The organism is Mesorhizobium sp. KR2-14, assembly GCF_040049255.1.
Taxonomy (GTDB): domain Bacteria; phylum Pseudomonadota; class Alphaproteobacteria; order Rhizobiales; family Rhizobiaceae; genus Pseudaminobacter.
Genome location: NZ_JBDZDR010000005.1, coordinates 104,415 through 124,418, shown reverse-complemented (window position 1 = coordinate 124,418; position 20,004 = coordinate 104,415). Strand labels below are relative to the sequence as shown.

Annotated in this window: 21 protein-coding genes; 14 read left to right on the top strand and 7 right to left on the bottom strand. The window is 62.7% G+C overall.

Annotated features, from left to right (window positions below; all coding sequences use genetic code 11):
- Positions 1–15: 15 nt before the first annotated feature.
- From ABLE86_RS14930 to ABLE86_RS14920, 3 genes are all read right to left on the bottom strand, one after another.
- A complete protein-coding gene (locus ABLE86_RS14930) occupies positions 16–1,293 on the bottom strand; it encodes a TRAP transporter large permease subunit (RefSeq protein WP_348779743.1) in 1,278 nt (425 codons plus the stop codon).
- On the bottom strand, positions 1,290–1,835 hold the full coding sequence (locus ABLE86_RS14925; protein ID WP_348779742.1) for a TRAP transporter small permease: 546 nt from the start codon (positions 1,833–1,835) through the stop codon (positions 1,290–1,292). The genes ABLE86_RS14930 and ABLE86_RS14925 overlap by 4 nt, the downstream gene beginning before the upstream one ends.
- A 222-nt stretch (positions 1,836–2,057) precedes the next feature.
- Positions 2,058–2,348, bottom strand: coding sequence for a DUF1330 domain-containing protein (locus ABLE86_RS14920; protein ID WP_348779741.1), 291 nt, complete (start codon positions 2,346–2,348; stop codon positions 2,058–2,060).
- Between the two features lie 211 nt (positions 2,349–2,559).
- Between ABLE86_RS14920 and ABLE86_RS14915 the strand changes: the two genes are divergently transcribed.
- The 5 genes from ABLE86_RS14915 to ABLE86_RS14895 all read left to right on the top strand — a co-directional run bounded on the left by ABLE86_RS14915 (position 2,560) and on the right by ABLE86_RS14895 (position 6,744).
- Positions 2,560–3,369: an IclR family transcriptional regulator gene (locus ABLE86_RS14915; RefSeq protein ID WP_348779740.1), complete on the top strand. Its 810-nt coding sequence runs from the start codon at positions 2,560–2,562 to the stop codon at positions 3,367–3,369.
- Between the two features lie 88 nt (positions 3,370–3,457).
- Positions 3,458–4,039, top strand: a complete 582-nt coding sequence (locus ABLE86_RS14910) for a DUF2796 domain-containing protein (RefSeq protein WP_348779739.1) — start codon at positions 3,458–3,460, stop codon at positions 4,037–4,039.
- Positions 4,040–4,055: 16 nt separating this feature from the next.
- Complete coding sequence (locus tag ABLE86_RS14905; protein ID WP_348779738.1) at positions 4,056–4,766, top strand: ATP-binding cassette domain-containing protein; 711 nt, start codon at positions 4,056–4,058, stop codon at positions 4,764–4,766.
- Positions 4,763–6,019 carry an ABC transporter permease gene (locus ABLE86_RS14900; protein WP_348779737.1) on the top strand — a complete coding sequence of 419 codons (1,257 nt, stop codon included), beginning with the start codon at positions 4,763–4,765 and terminating at the stop codon, positions 6,017–6,019. The genes ABLE86_RS14905 and ABLE86_RS14900 overlap by 4 nt, the downstream gene beginning before the upstream one ends.
- A 35-nt stretch (positions 6,020–6,054) precedes the next feature.
- Positions 6,055–6,744, top strand: coding sequence for a DUF3299 domain-containing protein (locus ABLE86_RS14895; RefSeq protein WP_348779736.1), 690 nt, complete (start codon positions 6,055–6,057; stop codon positions 6,742–6,744).
- Between the two features lie 73 nt (positions 6,745–6,817).
- Here ABLE86_RS14895 and ABLE86_RS14890 read toward each other — a convergent pair whose 3' ends face one another.
- The 4 genes from ABLE86_RS14890 to ABLE86_RS14875 all read right to left on the bottom strand — a co-directional run bounded on the left by ABLE86_RS14890 (position 6,818) and on the right by ABLE86_RS14875 (position 12,068).
- Positions 6,818–8,542 carry a GspE/PulE family protein gene (locus ABLE86_RS14890; protein WP_348779735.1) on the bottom strand — a complete coding sequence of 575 codons (1,725 nt, stop codon included), beginning with the start codon at positions 8,540–8,542 and terminating at the stop codon, positions 6,818–6,820.
- Between the two features lie 448 nt (positions 8,543–8,990).
- Entirely contained in the window at positions 8,991–10,388 is a 1,398-nt protein-coding gene (locus ABLE86_RS14885) for an NAD(P)(+) transhydrogenase (Re/Si-specific) subunit beta (RefSeq protein ID WP_348779734.1), read from the bottom strand.
- Position 10,389: 1 nt separating this feature from the next.
- Positions 10,390–10,818, bottom strand: coding sequence for a proton-translocating transhydrogenase family protein (locus ABLE86_RS14880; RefSeq protein WP_348779924.1), 429 nt, complete (start codon positions 10,816–10,818; stop codon positions 10,390–10,392).
- Positions 10,818–12,068, bottom strand: a complete 1,251-nt coding sequence (locus tag ABLE86_RS14875) for a Re/Si-specific NAD(P)(+) transhydrogenase subunit alpha (protein WP_348779733.1) — start codon at positions 12,066–12,068, stop codon at positions 10,818–10,820. The genes ABLE86_RS14880 and ABLE86_RS14875 overlap by 1 nt, the downstream gene beginning before the upstream one ends.
- Positions 12,069–12,238: 170 nt before the next feature.
- Here ABLE86_RS14875 and ABLE86_RS14870 point away from each other — a divergent pair, with 170 nt between their 5' ends.
- The 9 genes from ABLE86_RS14870 to ABLE86_RS14830 all read left to right on the top strand — a co-directional run bounded on the left by ABLE86_RS14870 (position 12,239) and on the right by ABLE86_RS14830 (position 19,837).
- A complete protein-coding gene (locus ABLE86_RS14870) occupies positions 12,239–14,041 on the top strand; it encodes an IlvD/Edd family dehydratase (RefSeq protein ID WP_348779732.1) in 1,803 nt (600 codons plus the stop codon).
- Between the two features lie 378 nt (positions 14,042–14,419).
- The gene (locus ABLE86_RS14865) at positions 14,420–15,454 is read left to right on the top strand and encodes a PilN domain-containing protein (protein WP_348779731.1); all 1,035 of its coding nucleotides are present in this window, start codon (positions 14,420–14,422) and stop codon (positions 15,452–15,454) included.
- Entirely contained in the window at positions 15,451–16,062 is a 612-nt protein-coding gene (gene gspM / locus ABLE86_RS14860; protein ID WP_348779730.1) for a type II secretion system protein GspM, read from the top strand. Before ABLE86_RS14865 ends, gspM begins: the two co-directional genes overlap by 4 nt.
- Positions 16,059–16,583 carry a hypothetical protein gene (locus ABLE86_RS14855; RefSeq protein WP_348779729.1) on the top strand — a complete coding sequence of 175 codons (525 nt, stop codon included), beginning with the start codon at positions 16,059–16,061 and terminating at the stop codon, positions 16,581–16,583. The genes gspM and ABLE86_RS14855 overlap by 4 nt, the downstream gene beginning before the upstream one ends.
- Before the next feature lie 123 nt (positions 16,584–16,706).
- A complete protein-coding gene (locus tag ABLE86_RS14850; RefSeq protein WP_348779728.1) occupies positions 16,707–17,915 on the top strand; it encodes a type II secretion system F family protein in 1,209 nt (402 codons plus the stop codon).
- Between the two features lie 12 nt (positions 17,916–17,927).
- The gene (gspG, locus tag ABLE86_RS14845) at positions 17,928–18,368 is read left to right on the top strand and encodes a type II secretion system major pseudopilin GspG (RefSeq protein WP_348779727.1); all 441 of its coding nucleotides are present in this window, start codon (positions 17,928–17,930) and stop codon (positions 18,366–18,368) included.
- Between the two features lie 37 nt (positions 18,369–18,405).
- A complete protein-coding gene (locus tag ABLE86_RS14840) occupies positions 18,406–18,825 on the top strand; it encodes a hypothetical protein (protein WP_348779726.1) in 420 nt (139 codons plus the stop codon).
- The gene (locus ABLE86_RS14835; protein ID WP_348779725.1) at positions 18,822–19,190 is read left to right on the top strand and encodes a prepilin-type N-terminal cleavage/methylation domain-containing protein; all 369 of its coding nucleotides are present in this window, start codon (positions 18,822–18,824) and stop codon (positions 19,188–19,190) included. Before ABLE86_RS14840 ends, ABLE86_RS14835 begins: the two co-directional genes overlap by 4 nt.
- Positions 19,187–19,837 carry a prepilin-type N-terminal cleavage/methylation domain-containing protein gene (locus tag ABLE86_RS14830; protein WP_348779724.1) on the top strand — a complete coding sequence of 217 codons (651 nt, stop codon included), beginning with the start codon at positions 19,187–19,189 and terminating at the stop codon, positions 19,835–19,837. Before ABLE86_RS14835 ends, ABLE86_RS14830 begins: the two co-directional genes overlap by 4 nt.
- Positions 19,838–20,004 lie beyond the last annotated feature (167 nt).

Below are 20,004 nucleotides of genomic sequence, written 5' to 3'. Positions count from 1 at the left end.
TCCACTGTTCGAGCCTCAATGGAGCAAGCTTGCTGGCACGGTCACCAATGCCGGAAACAGAACCAGCAGGACAATGAGTGTCACCTCGGCCAGTAGGAAAGGCCAGATACCCTTCAGAGCCGATCCCATCGAAACTTGACTGATCCCGCACACTGTATTGAGGACGGTTCCAACAGGGGGCGTGATCATGCCGACGGCGGCGGTCATGATGAACATGACACCGAAATAGACCGGGTCGATCCCGGCCGCGACGACGAGCGGCATGAGGATAGGCACCAGGATTGTGATGGAAGGTGCGAAATCGAGCACCATGCCGATGATGAAGATTGCCAGAACGATCATGCCCATCAGCAGGATCGGCATCTCGATAAATGGAGCAAGAAGACTGATGAGCTGGCCGGGCAGATTGGTAATCGTCATCATGAACCCGGTGACCATGGAGGCTGCCACCAGCAGCATGATGACGGCGGTCATGCGACCGGCGTCGAGCAGCGCCTGATAAAGCAGCTGCGGTGTCAGCTCCCGATAGACAACCAGCCCCACGAACAGTGCATAGGCGGCGGCGACGACGCCGGCCTCCGTGGGCGTGAAGAGTCCGAACCGCAGTCCCGCCAGGATGATTACCGGCAGCATCAACGCCCAACCGGCTGTCATGATGACTTTCGGTATGTCCCTGCGCGGCAGTTTGGGCTTGACCGCCGCCGTTTCCTTTTTCGCGACGAACCACCAAGCCACAACGAGGCTTAGCGCCATCATGATCCCTGGCACAATTCCGGCCATGAACAGGCCGATGATGGAAATGTTTGCGGTGACACCCAGAATGATGAACCCGACAGAAGGCGGAATCACAGGGGCAATGATGCCTGTCGACGCGATCAAACCTGTGGCTCGATCCATGTTGTAGCCCGCATCCCGCAAGAGGGGGATTAGCATGACGGCCAGCGTCGCCGTATCCGCGATAGCGGATCCGGAAAGGCTGGCCATCACCAGGCCCGTGCCGATGACCACGTAACCGAGACCGCCACGCAGGTGACCGACGAGCGCTAGGGCCATCGTCACGATACGGCGGGAGAGCCCGCCGGCGTTCATGAGTTCGCCGGCAATGAGAAAGAACGGGATCGCCATCAGCGGATAGCTGTCCGCGCCATTGACCAGACGTTGTGCCAGGATTTGCGCATCGAGATTGCCCATCAGCAGCATCAGCGCTACCGCCGACAGCATTAGAGCGAAGCTGATGGGTATCCCGATGCCGATCGCACCAAGGAGGGAGCCGAGAAATACCAAGCCACTCACTGCAGTTTCTCCTGAGATAGCGCGGAGCTCACGGCCAGTGGGGTCTCATCCGACTTTGCTCCCGCCCATGTGCTGGGCAGGGTGCCGCGCAGCGAGCGCCACAGCTGAAGAAGGAGAACCAGAGCCATCATGACGGCGGCGACGAGCCCCGCGGCGTAAGTGAGGCCGACAGGAATTCCCGTCAGTGGGGTTATATTGCCCCATTCGATGCGCGTAAGTGCCCAGCTGCCCTGTGCAATGAGCCAGTAGCACCAGAGCATCAGGCCGCATGAAACGATAAAGCACGCGAAGCGCGCTTTTTGAGGCAACCGGACGACCAACGAGTCGACGCCGAGATGCGCGCCCTTGGCGAGCGCCACCACGGATCCCATGAAGATGACCCAGACGAGGACCACACGGGACACCTCAACGGCAAAGGGAATGCCTGAGCTGAAGCCATACCTGAGCACGACATTCGTGAAGATCAGGAGGCTGATGACGGCCATCCCGACAACGACGAAGACGTCGAAAGCCTTTAATAGCCAATGCAACGGTGAGGACATGATTGCTTCCAAAAAGGCTGTGCGCGCATGCGACACACCTCACCGCACTCCGACGATGATCCGGAGACCGTGAGCAGGACGCTTCCAGCATGCTGATCGGGTGAAAACACCCAATCGAGCGATGAAGGCCTGTCTTGCTCACCCGGTGGAACAGCGCGCAGGGGGTAAGACGACGATCACTCCAACCAGTATGATAGGAGGTCTCAAGCGACTCTTCCGGTGTCAGACACCTTCCACTACGGCCAGATGTGCTTTGGCATGCTTCTCGCGGGCCTTGATCGCCGTCTGATACTCTGGAGAGTTGTAGCAGGCGAGAGCGGTCTCGTAGTCCTTGAACTCGATGACCGCCAGACGGTTCGCGTGGGGGCCCTCCATGACCTGGCTCTTTCCCGCGCGAACGACAAAGGACGCCCCGTATTTGTCGAACGCTGCCTTGTTCAAGGCAATGTATTCTTTGTATCCCTCCTGGTCTGCAATATCGACCATTGCGACCCAGTATCCTTTTTTGGTCATCTGCTTCCTCTCCCACAGAAATTCCCCTACCCCCTCGCGGAAGATACGGGCGTCCCGATGCGTTCACATTCGCCACAAGTGCGTTTGCCGTTGATCCTCCTCGATCACACGGTTAGAATCGGGAACCACGAACGCTGACTACAATATGGACAGCTTGTCCAAAAACGTAGTACCACCATGTTTCGTTGTCAAGCTTGCAAGGAGATGCGCCATGAGCCTGAGTGAGCTCCATGACGAAGCCGATGAGAGAGCTCCTACCCGCGTACAGGGAGCGGCCTCGTTCTCGAAGTTCATTACGGTGCTGCAGATCATCGCGGATGCCCCCGGAACACTGGACATTGCGCAGCTGACAAAGCGCGCGCCATTTCCCCGGGGGACGGTCTACCGCCTCGTTTCGGCGCTCACGGCGGAGGGACTCATAACGCAGTCAGGAGACGGCGGAACGTTTCGCCTGGGGCCACGCCTCCTGGAGTTTGCTGCCAAGACCTGGGAGGACTCCGACTTGCGGACGATCGCAAGGGATTTTCTGGTTTCGCTCCGCGACGCAACGGATGAGGCGGTGCACCTTGCGGTGCCCAGCAACAACCGGATGGTCTACATAGACAAGTTGGAGGGCTCCAGCAGGGTTCAGATGAAAACCAGCATTGGCGGCCAGGTTGAACTCCACTCCACATCCGTGGGTAAGGCGTGGCTGTCCGGCCTGCCGGACCAGCGGCTGCTGGAGGTCATCAAGAGCCTGGACTTGAGGCGCCATACCGCCAAGACTTTCACGACACCCGAAGCGCTGTTCGATGAGTTGAAGCGGACGCGCGAGCAAGGGTTCGCGTTCGATGACGAGGAGAACGAACCGGATATCCGCTGTCTCGGCAGCCCGATCTTCAATCGTTCGGGGGAACCGATCGGAGCGGTCAGCATCAGTATGCCGGTGTACCGGCACGACGAGCGCCGCCACGAGTTCTGCGGAAGGCTGGTGCGTGAAACGGCGAAACTGATCAGTACCGAATTGTCCAGGATGGTGTAGCGCCAGGCTGCGCTACGCCCATATCGCCGTCATTGACGTAGTGCTTTTCGATGGCGGCTATTGATCATATCGATTTGGGGAGGCCGAGATGAGTTTGCATCACTACGCCTGGACATGGGTTGCCGCTGGCATTTTCATTGTCGTTTCGGCCGCGCAGGCAGAAGAAGAACGTCGAGAGCTTGGTCCACATGTCCATGGGCACGGGACATTGGCAATCGCCATCGAGACGAACAATATTCAGATGGAGCTTTCCGCGCCTGGCATGGATATCGTCGGGTTTGAGCACGAAGCTGAAACCGCTCGGCAGAAGAGAGCTGTCGAGGCCGCACTTGCCGACTTGAAGGAACCGTTGAACCTCTTCGGATTGCCTGAGTCCGCGGGGTGCGCCGTCACCTCCGCCGACGTCAAAATCGTCGCGGAAGAGCACGAAGACGATGACGCCCCGGCCGAAGCTGACAAAACCGCGGGGACCGAAGAGCACGACGGCCATCACACCGAGTTCCGGGCCACTTACGCTTTCGCCTGCGCGGATGCGGCCCAGGTCAGGTCGATAGATTTCCGCTTCTTCGATCGCTTCCGGGATTCCGGGGAACTGTACGTGACGTTCATCGATGCAGACGGGGAGACGGCCTACGCGGTGTCCCGCGAGGCTCGCAACATGGAAAGATAGGGTGGAAGCGCACGCCTTGACCGACGCCGTGCGCTTGCGCGGCGTCGAATACAAGTGGAACGGGCGAGATGCGTTCGCTCTATCAGTCGGCGCCCTCCAGATTCCCCGTGGCGAGCGTCTCCTGCTGCTCGGCCCTTCCGGCAGCGGAAAGTCGACGCTGCTCAGCCTGCTGACCGGCATCGCCTTGGCGCAGGCCGGAAGCGTGGAAATCATGGGGCAACAGCTCGAGGGGTTGAGCGGCAGCGGACGCGACCGGTTTCGGGCGGAGCATTTCGGCATCCTCTTTCAGATGTTCAATCTCCTTCCCTACGGCACCGTCATGGACAACGTGCTGCTGCCGCTTAGCTTCGCACCGCAGCGTCGCGCCCGCGCCATGGCCGCTGGCGGCACGGACAGCGAAGCCCGGCGCCTCCTGTCGGCGCTGGGACTCCCGGCGGATATCGGGCAGCAAACGGCGGCCACTCTGAGCGTTGGTCAGCAGCAACGCGTCGCGACGGCACGGGCGCTCATCGGCTCACCCGAGATCATCGTCGCCGACGAGCCGACATCGGCTCTCGACGACGATCGACAGCAGGATTTTCTCGATCTCCTGTTCGGTCAGGTCGACGCCACGAAGGCGACCTTGATCATGGTCAGCCATGACCGACGCCTGGCGCGGCATTTCACCAGAGTGGTCGAGCTTTCCGACATCCTGACAACGTCGAAACGCCAAAGCGACAAGATATGATCGTCGCCCGCCTGGCCCTGCAATCCCTGCGCAACCGCTGGATCACGGTGTTGCTGACCGTCCTGGCGATCTCCGTCAGCGTCATGCTGCTGCTCGGTGTCGAAAAGGTGCGCAGCGGGGCAAGAGACAGCTTTGCTGGCACAGTGTCGGGCGCGGATGTGGTCATCGGTGCCAGGTCGGGCGGAATGCAGCTTCTTCTCTACTCGGTGTTCCGCATCGGCAACGCCACCAACAACGTCACGTGGCGCACCTACCAAGATATCGTTTCGCGCTCGGAGGTGGCCTGGGCAATTCCGCTCTCGCTTGGCGACAGTCACCGTGGCTTTCGTGTCATCGGGACCACGCCGGATTATTTCGAGCACCTTCGGTATCGCGGCGGGCAAGCCTTGACGTTCGCAGCGGGGGTGCCATTCGATGACCTGTTCGATGTCGTCCTCGGCTCGGATGTTGCGACCCGGCTTGGCTATGATATCGGCGACAACATCACCGTGGCGCACGGCATGGGCTCCCTCGGGTCGCAGCACGAGGATCTTCCGTTTCGCGTCTCTGGAGTTTTGGCACGGACCGGCACGCCCGTGGACAAATCCCTCCATGTCAGTCTCAAGTCAATCGAGGCCATTCACGTCGACTGGCGATCCGGTTCACGCATCCCGGGGCAGGTTACGCCGGCCGACCGGCTGCGGCAGATGTCGCTTCCTCCGAAGGCGATAACTGCGGCCATTATCGGTTTGACATCGCGCTTGCAGGTCATCGGGTTCCAGCGATCTGTGAACGAGTACAGGGTCGAGCCTCTTTCGGCTGTGCTGCCTGGGGTCGCATTGCAGGAGATGTGGGGACTTGTCGGCACCGCCGAGACAGCGTTGCTCGGCGTTTCCGCGATGGTCGTGGTGACCTCGATGCTCGGTCTGTCGGCAATGATCCTGTCGACGCTCAACGAGCGGCGGCGTGAGATCGCGATACTGCGCTCGCTGGGGGCGAGACCGGGCACGGTAGCAGGCCTTCTTGTCGGAGAAGCGACACTGCTGACGGCGGCGGGAATCGCAATCGGCACGGCCGCGCTTTACGCGGTCCTGGTGGTGGCCCGCCCGCTCGTCGACAGACAGTTCGGCATCGACATTGGCATTCAGCCTCCATCCACGACCGATGCCCTGTTGCTGTTGGCAATATTGATAGGCGGAGTGGCGGCCGGTTTCCTGCCTGCTTATCGCGCCTACAGGATGTCCCTCGCAGACGGCATGATGGTGAGAACATGAAGACCCTCGGATCCTTACTCTGCAAAGCGAGATCGATGCTCAACGGCCTCGCTCTCATTCTGGCTGCCTTGAGCCTTGGTTGCGGCGCGGCATTCAGCGAGGGCGCTACCCGACTGAAATGGGAGATGCTGATACCGTCGACAGAACCGCTGGCATTTTCACCGAATGAACTCCCGTTCGATCAGCAGGTGGCGTTGAGAAATGTCATGTACTGGAAGGGTCACCCGTCGGGAGAGCTGAGCGAGGAATTTGCCCTTCAGCGCGACGAAGCCAAGAAAAGGGTCGACGCCGACAGGGAGAAAATCGCGGCGCAAGGCGTCGATCTCGATGCGCTTTACGACCGATACGTGGCCTGGGCTACGGAGATCGAGAGGCGCGGAACCCTTACCGAGAAGAAGTATGACGGCGAGCGCGTAGCGATCGCGGGCTATCTGCTGCCTTTGGACTTCGACCCGGCCGGCGCCACCGAGTTCCTGCTTGTCCCATATTTCGGTGCGTGCATCCATGAGCCGCCGCCGCCGCCGAACCAGGTGATCTACCTGAAATCCTCCACCCCATACGCGGCCACGAGCCTGTTCGAGGGCGTCACTATAACCGGCACGATGCGGGTGCAGTCCGAGAACAAGAACCTGTCCTTCATGGACGGCTCAGACGACGTTGCCTCAAGCTATCTTTTGGAGGGCGAAAGCATCGAGCCCTATCAAGGCGAGGAAGGCGGGCAATAAGGACCGATGGCTACGGAGGAGCGTCGGACCGCTAGCCGAAGATCGACGCAAGCGCGTGCGTCGACGGATGCGCTCAGCGAAATCCGGTCACCCTGAGTACCTCCGCCGGCGAGGTTAGACCCTGGCATGCCTTCCTGGCGCCGTCGTGGGACATCGTGCTCATGCCCCGCTCGAGCGCGAGCGCTTCTATCCGCGAGTGGTCCGCGCCTTGTGACGCGAGTTCGGTGATCGCCTCGTCGAGAACCAGGATCTCGAACACGGCGATGCGGCCTCGGTAACCCGCACCGTTGCAACGGCCGCAGCCCACTGCATTGAACACTTTCTGGCCCGGAGAAAACCCGACGGCCTGATAACGCGAGTCGGACGAGAACATCTCGGCCGAGAGAATTCCTTCCTCCTTGCAGTGATCGCAGAGCCGCCGCAACAGGCGCTGGGAGATGATGCCGCGTACGGCGCCGACCAGCAGATAGGTCTCGACACCCAGGTCGCGCATGCGCGTGAAGGCCGCCGCCGCGGTGTTCGCGTGGACGGTGGTGAGCACGAGGTGTCCGGTGAGCGCCGCCTGAACGGCGGCCCGTGCCGTCTCGCCGTCGCGTATCTCGCCGACCAGGATCACGTCGGGGTCTTGACGCACGAATGTCCGGATCGCGGACGAGAAGGTGATGCCGATCGCCGCGTTGATCTGCGACTGCACGATGCCGGGGATCTGGTACTCGACGGGGTCCTCGATGGTCACGATCTTGCGGCTCGGATCGTTGAGCTTAGAAAGCGCGGCGGCGAGCGTCGTCGTCTTGCCGCTGCCGGTCGGGCCGGCCACCGCGATCATGCCATGGGTGTGCTCGAGCAGCCGGTTCAGCGTCTGCCGTTCTCCCTCGTCCAGGCCCACGCCCGCGAAATCCAGCAGGACGCTGTCGCGGTGCAGGATGCGCATGACGACGGTCTCGCCATGGATGGAGGAGAGGGTGGCAACGCGCAGTTCGACTTCGCGGTCGCCGATGGGAAGGCGCATCGCACCATCCTGAGGCTTGCGGCGCTCGGTGATGTCGAGGCCGGCGAGAACCTTGATTCGCGACACGATCGCATCGCCCATTTCGTGCGGCGGCGAAGGCATGATCCGCAAGACGCCGTCGATGCGGAAACGCATCACGAGCCGTCCGCGCATCGGTTCGAGGTGGATGTCGGTTGCCCTCAGGTCGAGCGCGCGCCGGAACATGTCGTCGACGACAACGACGACTGGCGCGCCGCTTGCAAGATCCCGAAGGCTTGCGATCGCCGCTTCGGAGGTTGCTCCTTCGCCGGTGGCCTGGGCAACATACTGCGCGCCGGAAAGGTGTTCCAGGCAGGTTTCCAGATCGGGCGCGGGAATGACGCACACCTCGGCGGTCCCGTCGAGAACAGCCCGCAGCGCCATTATCGGGTCTTCGTCTCCTGGATGGAGAACTCCTATGACGGCGCTTCCGTCTGGTGCCGTGAGCGGCGCGATCCAGTTCTCTACAAGAAATCGGTTTGAGAGATTCTGCGCGAAGGGCCTGTAGTCAGCGAGCTGCTGCCGGTCGAGAAGCCGCACGCCATAATAGGACGACAGGAAGCCTGCGAGGGCGTCGGCGTCGACGATCTGCGCTTCGATCAGGCGGTGCAGGTCGGAGGCTCGCGAGGCCGTGCTCTCACCAAAAAGGTCCCGCGTAGCTTCGCGGCTCGCCAGTCCGGCATCGGCCATGGACCCCAAGAGTGAGTGTGAGTGTAAGTCTGTAGGCTGTGGGTTCATTGAACGTACCTGTCGCACTTCACCCTTGAGCACAATGGACGCCGGCTTCCGCAAGCCGAATCCGGCTGTCGGCTTAGTCCGCAGAGCGGTCTGCCTGACGTACCATTCCGGATCCGGCGATTCCCCGGAAAGCTGCGCCAGACCAGAAGGCTGTGCGGTGTAGGTGTCAAGAGCCGTGCCCTTCTACTCCGCACCAGACGGTGAATCGGGTGCCACACGGGGTAGCGATTGAGATTCGTTCACTACACCCACATATGGCCGCCAATGTTGCGGAACCCCCACTCGACCACGGCATGCGTAACGCACGCCAGCGGCTGGTGGGGCATCGTCATGACGCTGCGACCGTGATGATCGCAGCCGAGGGCTGCTTCGGCCGAGGAAGGATATCTCAGCCGCAAAGCCAGGCTGCGCGCGTTGGAATGAGCAGGCCTGGAGTGGCTGGAGCCATTCCCGCTTCATCGCCTTGTTGCGTGTATCAATCTCAGTGCTCCATCGCCTTGACGATTTCCTCGGTCATCTTCTTGGCATCGCCCAGCAGCATCATGGTGCCGTCCTTGTAGAACAGCGTGTTGTCGATGCCGGCATAGCCGGAGCCGAGCGAGCGCTTCACGAACAGGCAGGTGCGCGCCTTGTCCACGTCGAGGATCGGCATGCCGTAGATCGGCGAGTTCTTGTCGTCGCGCGCCGACGGGTTGGTCACGTCGTTGGCGCCGATGACATAGGCCACGTCGGCCTGGGCGAACTCGGAGTTGATGTCCTCCAGCTCGAACACCTCGTCATAGGGCACGTTGGCTTCGGCGAGCAGCACGTTCATGTGGCCCGGCATGCGGCCGGCGACCGGGTGGATGGCGTATTTCACGTCGACGCCGTTGGCCTTGAGCTTGTCGGCCATCTCGCGCAGGGCGTGCTGCGCCTGCGCCACCGCCATGCCGTAGCCCGGCACGATGATGACCTTCTGCGCGTTCATCATCAGATAGGCGGCATCGTCGGCCGAGCCCTGCTTGACCGTGCGCTCGACGCCGTCATGCGCCGCCGCCGTCGTCTCGCCGCCGAAGCCGCCGAGGATGACCGAGATGAAGGAGCGGTTCATGCCCTTGCACATGATGTAGGACAGGATCGCACCCGACGAGCCGACCAGCGCGCCGGTGATGATCAGCGCCAGGTTGCCCAGCGTGAAGCCCAGCGCCGCCGCCGCCCAGCCGGAATAGGAGTTGAGCATCGACACGACCACCGGCATGTCGGCGCCGCCGATCGGGATGATCAGCAGCACGCCCAGCGCCAGCGACAGCGCCACGATGAGCCAGAACACGACATAGCTCTGCGTGACCACCAAGAGCACGATCAGCACCGCAAGCGTCGCGCCCAGCACGATGTTGATGACATGGCGTGCCGGCAGCATGATCGGCTTGCCCGACATGCGCCCGTCGAGCTTCAAAAAGGCGATGACCGAGCCGGTGAAGGTGATGGCGCCGATGGCCACGCCCAGGCTCATCTCGACCAGGGCCTGGCCGTGGATGGCGCCAACCGAACCGATGCCGAAGCTTTCGGGCGCATACATGGCCGCTGCCGCCACCAGCACGGCGGCCATGCCGACCAGGCTGTGGAAGGCCGCCACCAGCTGCGGCATCGAGGTCATGGGGATGCGGCGCGCCACCACCGCGCCGATGCCGCCGCCGATCGCGAGGCCGACGACGATGAGCGCGAAGCCGCCGACCGAGGGTGTGGCCAGCGCCAGCGTGGTGGCAATGGCGATGGCCATGCCGACCATGCCGTAGATGTTGCCCTGGCGGCTGGTGGTCGGGTGCGACAGGCCGCGCAGCGCCAGGATGAACAGGATGCCGGAGACCAGATAGAGGAAGGAAGCGAGGTTGGCGTTCACGTCACTTTTCCTTCTTCTTGTACATGGCCAGCATGCGCTGGGTGACGAGGAAGCCGCCGAAGATGTTGACCGAGACCAGCATCAGCGCGACGAAGCCGAAGCCGGTGGCCAGCCCCGAGGCCGCGATGCCGACCGCCAGCAGCGCGCCGACCACGATCACCGAGGAGATCGCATTGGTCACCGCCATCAGCGGCGTGTGCAGCGCCGGCGTCACCGACCAGACGACGTAGTAGCCGACGAAGATCGCCAGCACGAAGATGGCAAAGCGGAACACGAACGGGTCGATGGCCCCGCCCGACGCGGCATGCACCGCCGCGCCGGCGGCTTCCGCCGTACCTTGCGCGTTCACCAGGTCCTGAACTCCGAGACGCACCGCCGCGACCGCCTGGTCCAGCTGGTCGAGCGCCTGTTCGAGCGCGGTCTTGTCCATCATGCATCCCCCTTCGACGTCTTGGCGGCAGGCTTTTTCGCGGCGGTTTTCCTCGCCGCCGGTTTGGCAGCCGGTTTTTTAGCCGCCTCGGGGGGCGCGCTTGCCGCGGCCTCTGCCGCAGCGGCGAAGGCCGGGTGCACCACCTGGCCGGCATCGGTCAGCATGGTGGCCTTGACCAGCTCGTCGTCGCGGTTGATTGCCAGCTGCTTGGTTTCCTTGTCGACCAGCGTCTCGAGGAAGGCGAAAAGGTTCTTGGCGTAGAGCAGCGAGGCCGAAGCCGCGACGCGGCCCGGCACGTTGAGATGGCCGACGATCTTGACGCCATTGGCGGTGGTCACCACCTGCCCCGGCACCGCGCCCTCGACATTGCCGCCGCGTTCCACCGCCAGGTCGACGAGGACCGAGCCCGGCTTCATCGAGGCGACCATCTCCTTCGACACCAGCTTCGGCGCCGGGCGGCCGGGGATCAGCGCCGTGGTGATGACGATGTCCTGCTTGGCGATGTGCTCGGCGGTCAGCGCCGCCTGCTTGGCCTGGTATTCCTTGGACATCTCCTTGGCGTAGCCGCCGGCCGTCTCGGCCGCCTTGAACTCCTCGTCCTCGACCGCCAGGAACTTGGCGCCGAGCGAGGCGACCTGCTCCTTGGCCGCCGGGCGCACGTCAGTGGCGGTGACGATGGCGCCGAGGCGGCGCGCCGTGGCGATCGCCTGCAGGCCGGCCACGCCCACGCCCATGATGAACACCTTGGCCGCAGGCACCGTGCCGGCCGCCGTCATCATCATCGGCAGCGCGCGATCATATTCGGCGGCTGCGTCGATCACCGCCTGGTAGCCGGCGAGGTTGGCCTGGCTGGACAGCACGTCCATCACCTGCGCGCGGGTGATGCGCGGCATGAATTCCATGGCGAAGGCGGTGACCCCGGCCTTGGCCAGCGCCGCAACCGCAGCGTCGTTGCCATAGGGGTCCATCGCAGCGAGGACAACGGCGCTGCGCTTGTAGGATTCGAGCTCCGTCGCGTTGGGACGGCGAACCTTCAGAATCACATCCGCACGGGCCGCATCGGATGCGGAACCAATGGTGGCACCTGCCATCGCGTAGTCTTCGTCGACGATGCGGGACAGTGTGCCCGCTCCGCTCTCAACCACCACGTCAAAGCCAAGGGCGGCTATGCGCTTCACCGTATCGGGCGACGCCGCGACACGGGTTTCGCCCGAGCCGCCCTCGGCAGGAATGAAGATGATCTGGCTCACGCTTGGCTATCCCTCCCCCAGCACGCGGCGCGTCTCCACGCCTGTCATATCGTTCATATCCTTCTAAGTTTCCACAAAATGGACAATTTGTCCACATCTGAGTGAAAGTACTTGTCCGACAATTGCCGATACCATATCGATGGCCCGGAGGACGGTTCTGGGAGGTGTAAATGTCCAAGATCAATGGTTCGAAGCGGATGCGCTCGCGCGAGTGGTTCGACAATCCCGACAGTCCCGGGATGACGGCGCTCTATCTCGAGCGTTACCTAAACTACGGGCTGACCCGCGAAGAACTGCAATCCGGCAAGCCGCTTATCGGCATCGCCCAGACGGGCTCGGACCTGTCACCTTGCAACCGGCATCATATCGAGCTCGCCAAGCGCGTGCGCGACGGCATTGTGGCCGCCGGCGGCGTCCCGCTGGAATTCCCGGTCCACCCGATCCAGGAGACAGGCAAGCGGCCCACCGCTGCGCTCGACCGCAACCTCGCCTATCTCGCTCTCGTTGAGTTGCTTTATGGCTATCCGCTGGATGGCGTTGTGCTGACCATCGGCTGCGACAAGACCACCCCGGCGCTGCTGATGGCCGCGGCCACCGTCAACATTCCCGCCATAGCGCTGTCCGTCGGCCCGATGCTGAACGGCTGGCACAAAGGCGAACGCACCGGCTCCGGCACAGTCGTATGGAAGTCACGAGAAAGGCTGGCGGCAGGAGAGATCGACTACGACCAGTTCATGGACATCGTCGCCTCATCGGCGCCGTCCGTCGGTTATTGCAACACGATGGGCACGGCAACGACGATGAACTCGCTGGCCGAGGCGCTCGGCATGCAGTTGCCGGGCTCGGCGGCGATCCCCGCTCCCTATCGCGAGCGCGGCCAGATCGCCTACCAAACGGGCCAGCGCATCGTTGATATGGTGCGGGAGGACCTCAAGCCGTCCGACATCATGACCCGCGAGGCGTTCGAGAACGCGATCGTCGTCAATTCCGCCATCGGCGGCTCTACCAACGCGCCGATCCACCTCAACGCCATCGCGCGGCATCTCGGCGTGTCGCTGACCGTCGATGACTGGCAGAAGGTCGGTCACCACGTTCCGCTGATCGTAAATCTCCAGCCGGCCGGTGAATATCTCGGCGAGGACTATCATCATGCCGGCGGTGTGCCGGCCGTGGTGGCAGAGCTGATGAAGGCCGGCTTGTTGCCGCACCCTGGAGCCATGACCGCCAACGGCCGCACGATCGGCGACAATTGCGCCGCGGTGGAGAGTCTCGACGGCAAGGTCATCCGTACCGTGGCCGATCCGCTCAGGAAGGATGCCGGCTTCATCAACCTGAAGGGCAATCTCTTCGACTCTGCGATCATGAAGACGTCGGTCATCTCGCCGGAGTTTCGCGACCGCTATCTGTCGAACCCGAACGACCCTGATGCCTTCGAGGGTGTCGCCGTCGTGTTCGACGGGCCCGAGGATTACCACGCGCGCATCGACGATCCGTCGCTTGGTCTGGACGAGAATACCATCCTCTTCATGCGCGGAGCCGGCCCGGTCGGTTATCCGGGCGGCGCCGAAGTCGTGAACATGCAGCCGCCAGCATACCTCATCAAGAAGGGCATACATTCGCTGCCTTGCATCGGTGACGGCCGTCAGTCCGGCACTTCCGGCTCTCCATCGATCCTCAACGCCTCGCCCGAGGCAGCAGTCGGCGGTGGGCTTGCTCTGCTCAAGTCGGGCGATCGTGTGCGCATCGACCTGCGTGCGGGCACTGCCGACATCCTCATCTCGGATGAAGAACTGGCCTCGCGTCGCGCTGCGCTCGATGCGGATGGCGGCTATGCATATCCGAAGCATCAGACGCCTTGGCAGGAGATCCAGCGGTCAATGGTTGACCAGTTGTCCGAGGGGATGGTTCTGAAGCCGGCGGTGAAGTACCAGAACATCGCCGTCACCAGCGGCCTGCCGCGCGACAATCATTAGAGCAGTTCCTACTTGGGGCCGAATGGCTCGGCAGGCAGGAAACATTGGCGCCGCGATCAGATGCCAGTGCCCTGCAGACAGCGCCCGCACTAACTTTCATGGCGAGCAATTTGCCGGGCATTCGCCTCGAAATGCTGAAGTCTGCCGAAATCGAAGTCGAGGTCAATTGCCGACAGATTCTGTAACTCCGCCCCCAAGTTGGTCGTCTAGGCTCAAGATCGGTGCCCGATGGGCGAAGAACTATGACTGATCTGGAATAAGGGCCTGAAGATGCGCTATGATTAGTTCCCACGCGCAGCGGAACTCCGGTTTCTGTGCCGGCTTCCGCTCTAAGGTTTGACCGGAATGGCTTCTCCTTTCACCGCGGCGTTCCGCGGCATGGACGACTGGATCGCGGGACCAGCCTCTCTGCTGGATGAACTTGCGCGCGTCAAATCCGGCAGCCGCGTGATCGGGTCGGTCGCTGATGACGGGAGCGTGCTTGAAATCAGGCCGGCGTCGAGCCGAAAGCCGTCTGCCCCCCTGTTGATGCCGATTTCGCAAGACGCGCAGCCGCCCGCTGCATTGCGCAGCGCGGTGAACGGAAAGACGGTCCATCTCGGCATCCCGGTGAACTGGGTGATCGCGCGCCGGATCGAACTGCCGATGGAGGCTGCCAGCCACCTCGACGGCATCGTTGCTTCGCGTATGGGCGTGCTTTCACCATTGCCTGTCTCCGACATCTATTTCGGCCACAGGGTGCTCGAGATCGACCGCGAAGCCCGGCAGATGACAGTCGCCGTCGCGATCGTTCCGAGGTCGCGCGTCGCTGCTGCCCTGGCATGCCTGAATGTGACCGAGGCCCGCCAGGTCTTGATCTCGGCGCCGTTTCCCGAAGGCGGTGCAGTGACCGTGTCGACGCACCGGCAACAGGGCTCCGGGACCCGTGGCCGGATAAAGTTTCTTCTCGCCGGAGTTTTGGGGATCAGCCTCGTCGCGGCCATCACGTCGCTGGCGGCGCGGCCGCTGATCAAGGACAGCTATGCCGAGCGCCGCGCTGCCGTCGAGGTCCGGGCCGAAAAGGCGCGGCAGGCGATCACGCTCGCGGCGACTCCGTACAAGGCTGATACCGCGCCTGAGCAGACCGCGCTGATTATCAAGGAAGACGCCGTGAGCGCGCTTGCAGCATTGGACGACCTGGCTCAGGCGTTGCCCACGCACTCCTACGCCACGGAGGTGTCTTTCGCCGATGGGCGCATGCGTCTTTCGGGGCGAACAATCGACGTACCGGAAGTGCTGACCGCGCTGGAATCGTCGGGTCGCTTCGAAGACAGCAAGCTGGTCGGACCGGCTCTGCGCGGCGAGGATGGCGTTACCTCGGAGTTCGTTGTCGACACCCGGCCGCTCATCCGCACGGGAGGTTCGCTGCGATGAGGCCGACGACCCTATGGCGCGACACGCGGCTTCAATCCCTCATCGTCATTGCCCTGCTGGTCGTCGGAACTCTGGTACTCGTCGCCGATACGCTGCTGTCCTGGCGCGCGGAGGCGCAAACGCTGGCGCTCTATGAGGAACGTACCTCCTTGCTCGAAAGCATGGCGTCCAATCCCCCGGTTCATCAGAGCGAAACGCCGGCTCTGGACCTTGGCGAGAGCAAGATACTTCTCGATTCCCAAACCAGCGGGCTCGTCTCGGCCGAATTCCAGCGCCTGCTTTCCGACCGCGTGGAACGCGTGGGCGCCATTATCAGGCGCGTCGACATTCCCACGGACGGCCAAATCGCCATCACAGGCGATCCCCAGTTGGAGGCTTTGGAACGCATTCGCTTGACCGCCGATATCGAGGTTATGGAGCAATCGCTGCCAGATCTCCTGTATGCCATAGAGGCAGGTTCGCCCGTCATGATCGTCGACAGCTTCAGGCTCAGGTTGAACCGCAGGATCGATTTGTCAGGGGGATATCAGACCTCCAGTTCCCTCGATCGGCCGCTGTCGATGAACGTCTCGCTATCCGCCTTCCGGGAGAAAGACCCCCAGTCATGACAACGCTGCTGCGCGCGCCGATGATACTCGCCGCCATCGCGGCTTCTTCGAGCCTCTCCTTCGGCACAGAAAGCCTTTCGGTCAGGGAGCGCCCTTTGAGCGACTATGCGGCCCTTCGGGATCGGCCCCTGTTCTCGCCGGACCGGACTGCCCCGATCGCGTTCGTTGCCGCCGAACCTGAACCTGTCGTTGTGGAGCCTGAGCCCGAGCCCGAACCCGAGCCGGCGCCTGCCGCGGCGCCCGATTGGCAACTGGTTGGCATCGTGCGGTCGGAAAGGCTCAACAGCGCGACCTTCACCACACCAGCCGAAAGCGCGGCCTTCACGCTGCGGATGGGGGAAAGCCATGAAGGTTGGACCTTGAAGGTAGTCGGTCAGTTTGAGGTCAAGCTGGATGGAGCGGGTGGGCGAGCCTCGGTGCGTTTTTCCGATGAGGCGAGCGGAAAGCAGATGTATTGGCAGGAACAACCCATGAATAATGATTCCGAAGGAGAAACCGCCGATCATGGACGCGGGGGGTGACCCAAATGGAGCGCTTGCACCGTGCGGGGCTCGGCAGAGATCTCGATTGAAGGGATTCTTCAGAAGCATCGATTGCGAACGAACGTCTCCCTTGAGGGCGCGCAGTTAGGAAGTTTGGCCTCCATGGGTTCCACGGCATTTGCGTACAAAGCTTTGAATGGCGAAGGTCGCCTCGAACTCGGCCGGATCGATGCGTCGGATTCCGACGATGCCGTCCAGAAGCTGGGCGCGCGCGGGTTGATCCCGGTGAGTGTCGAAGAAAGCGTGCAGTCAGCAGTACGGGCGCCGCTCTTTACGACCCGAATACCGCCGGCGGCTGTTACGCGGCTGCTCTCCGATCTGTCGATCATGCTCAACGCGGGTATCCGGATCGACGAAGCTCTGGCGATCATGGAAAGGGAATTCGACAGCGGCAGGCTTCAACCCGTGGTTGCCGGCATTCGCACCGACCTGGCTTCGGGCAAGTCGTTTTCCAGTGCGTTGGAAGCCTGGCCTGCCCTCTTCCCGGCATTTCAGGTCGCCATGGTTCGTGTTGCGGAGACCTCCGGCAAATTGCCCACCCTCTTGTCGCGCATCGTGGAGGAGCGCCAGAATTTCGAGGCGTTGCAAGCCAAGGTCAGGGAGGCGCTGCGGTATCCGGCGGTCCTGTTCGCCGGCACGATCTGCGTACTGGTGTTCTTTCTGGTGGGCGTGGTTCCTCAGTTTGAACCGATGATCGTGCAGGGCGGCAATACGGACACGCTGATGGTGGCGATGTTCGCGGTGTCGAACTTCCTTAGCTCCTACGGGCTGGAGCTTCTGCTTGCCGTTTCCGTCTTCGTATTGCTGGGGTTCGTGGCGGCGCGGCAGGGGCTTCTGTCGGCATGGCTCTGGGGGGGCGCCAAAAAGCTTCCGCTTCTGTCGGATATACCGGGCAGCTATCGGACAGGTCGCTTCGCGCGTCTCTTGGGGATCATGGTTGAAACGGGCGTGGCGATTCCCTTGGCTTTCAAGCTCATCACCGATACCATCGATCATGGCGAGGCGGCCCGGGCACGCGCGCAACAGGCATCCGACGCGCTGAGGCAGGGCAACAGGCTTGGTCATGCACTTGAGATTCTCCAGCTTCCGCCGCTGGCGGTGCGCATGTTGAGGCTCGGTGAGCAAAGTGGCGAACTCGCAGGTCTGGCCTATCGTGTCGCCGACTTCTATGAAGTACGGCTGGAGCGTGCGCTGTCCCGTATCGTCGGGCTCGTCGGCCCTGCGGCGGTGGCAACCATCAGCATCTTGATCGGGGGTATGATCGTGTCGATCATGTCTACCCTGATGTCCTTCAATGACATGGTCCGCTAGGAGCCGGAGTGCATGAGCGTACATTTCGCAGTTGATTCCCATCTCACGCAGCGCAAGCGTGCCAGGCGCCGCAGGGCGGGCTTTACGCTGATCGAGATGCTGGTCGTGCTGGCCATCATCGGACTGATCTCGGCGCTCGTCGGCCCTCGTGTTCTGGCCCAGTTGTCCGATTCTCGCGAGCGCGCGGCCAAGCTCCAGATCGAGGCGTTTTCCAGTGCGCTCGATATCTTCTACATCGATGTTGGCCGTTATCCGGTACAGGCAGAGGGACTTGGAGCCTTGGTGCACAAGCCCGCGACCATTCAGGTCTGGAACGGGCCATACCTTCGCAGCGACAGCGTTCCGCTCGATCCGTGGGGCAACGAATACAAATACGCCAGCGACGGAAGGTCGTTCAACATCACCTCTGACGGACTCGGTGGGCGCGGCTCTAATGTGTCCGGCCAGCCCTAGGGGCAGCATCGACCGTAAAGTGGGGCAGCGCGGCGTCGTGCTGCTCGACGTGATCGCGGCACTCGCCATCTTCGCCCTAGCGGCCTTCGTCCTGATGCCGCGGCCGCGTTCCGGCGTCGGGGCTGCCGAGCTTTCTGGCGAGGCGGTTCGCATCAGCGGGGAGTTCCGCAAGGCCAGAGTGAAAGCCCTGACCACGGGCGGCGTCGCCGACGTCATGGTCGATCCGGGTAACAAGCGCATCCAGGTGGACGGCGCCAATCCGATCTCGATCCGGGATGGGGTGGCGATCAACTGGGTCACGTCGGACCGGTGTCCCATACGAGGCGGAACCAGAGCCTTGCGTTTCCTCGCCGACGGACGGTCCTGCGGGGGCGTCATGACACTGTCCGCCAGCGGCCGGGCTATCGAACTGCGCGTCGACTGGTTCACCGGCCGCGTGGAGATGAGCCCTAAATGACAGCAAGACGCAGACGCGGCTTCACGCTGATCGAGGTTCTGGCCACGCTTGCAATCGCCGTGCTGCTGATCGTTCCGATCGCGCGCATGATCACGGGCGCCGCGGGCGCGTTCGCGGGTCTGGGGCGGTCGGCGGAACGCCGTGTCAGCATGCAGGCAGCCATGGCGGCGGCTATGACCCTCGACCCGTTGCTAATGGGCCGGAGTGTGATCGGAGATTTTACCGTCATCGTGGAACCGTACGACTTCGAACGAAGAACTGCACTGGCGAGAGCCGGATGGCAACTCTACTCCGTCACGGTTCACAGCACCGCGGGACCGGATGAAAACATGATGCAGACCGTGCGCCTCGGCAGGCTGCAATGACGAGGAAACGCAGCGCTCAAGCCGGTTTCACGCTGATCGAGGCATTGGTTTCGTTGGTGCTCGCTACGATCCTGTTTGGTGGGCTGGCGCTGTACACCGGGACCTGGCTGCGCCAATGGCAGGGGATGATCGACCGAGGCGGACAGGAGGACACGGTGGCGGTTATTCTCGACCGGATGGTCGAGGATCTGGAGGCGGCGCAGCCCATCTATTCCAACCCGGAAGGGGCCGCCGCGGTCCGCTTCGCCGGCAATGCTGAGGTGGTCACCTTCGTGCGTCCGGCCCTCGGCTACGAATCACGTGCGGGACTTGATGACATCACCTATTCGATGGGCCGGGCCGGAGCGGACAATGCCCTCATTCGTGCTCGCCGCGATCAACTGATGGGCGCGGGCGGGGAGGATCTTCCGTTGCTGCGAGGCGATCTAAAGCTATCGTTCAGCTATGCCGGGAGCGACGGCGCGCTCAACGCCGAATGGACGAGAACTAACCGCATGCCGTCACTCGTCCGCATTGAGATATCCGGCAGTTCTCCGCGTCCCTGGCGGCAATGGGCCTATGCGCGGTTGCGCGTCGAGCTGCCCGCGCGGTGCGGCGCGGCTGACGCGCTCGCGCCGTGTCTGCAGCGCTACGGCATCGGCTTCTGAACTCCGCAGGGTTGTACCACGGCAGGGGGTCGGCAAGAACCTCCTCGTCCGCGGCGTGAAGCAGATGTTTAACGAGACCGACGTCCGTGATTTCCACAGCAGTATCCTTGGCGATCGCTGCTAGGCGGACATGGGGAACACCGTAACCATCCGGTGTGGGCCGCGGC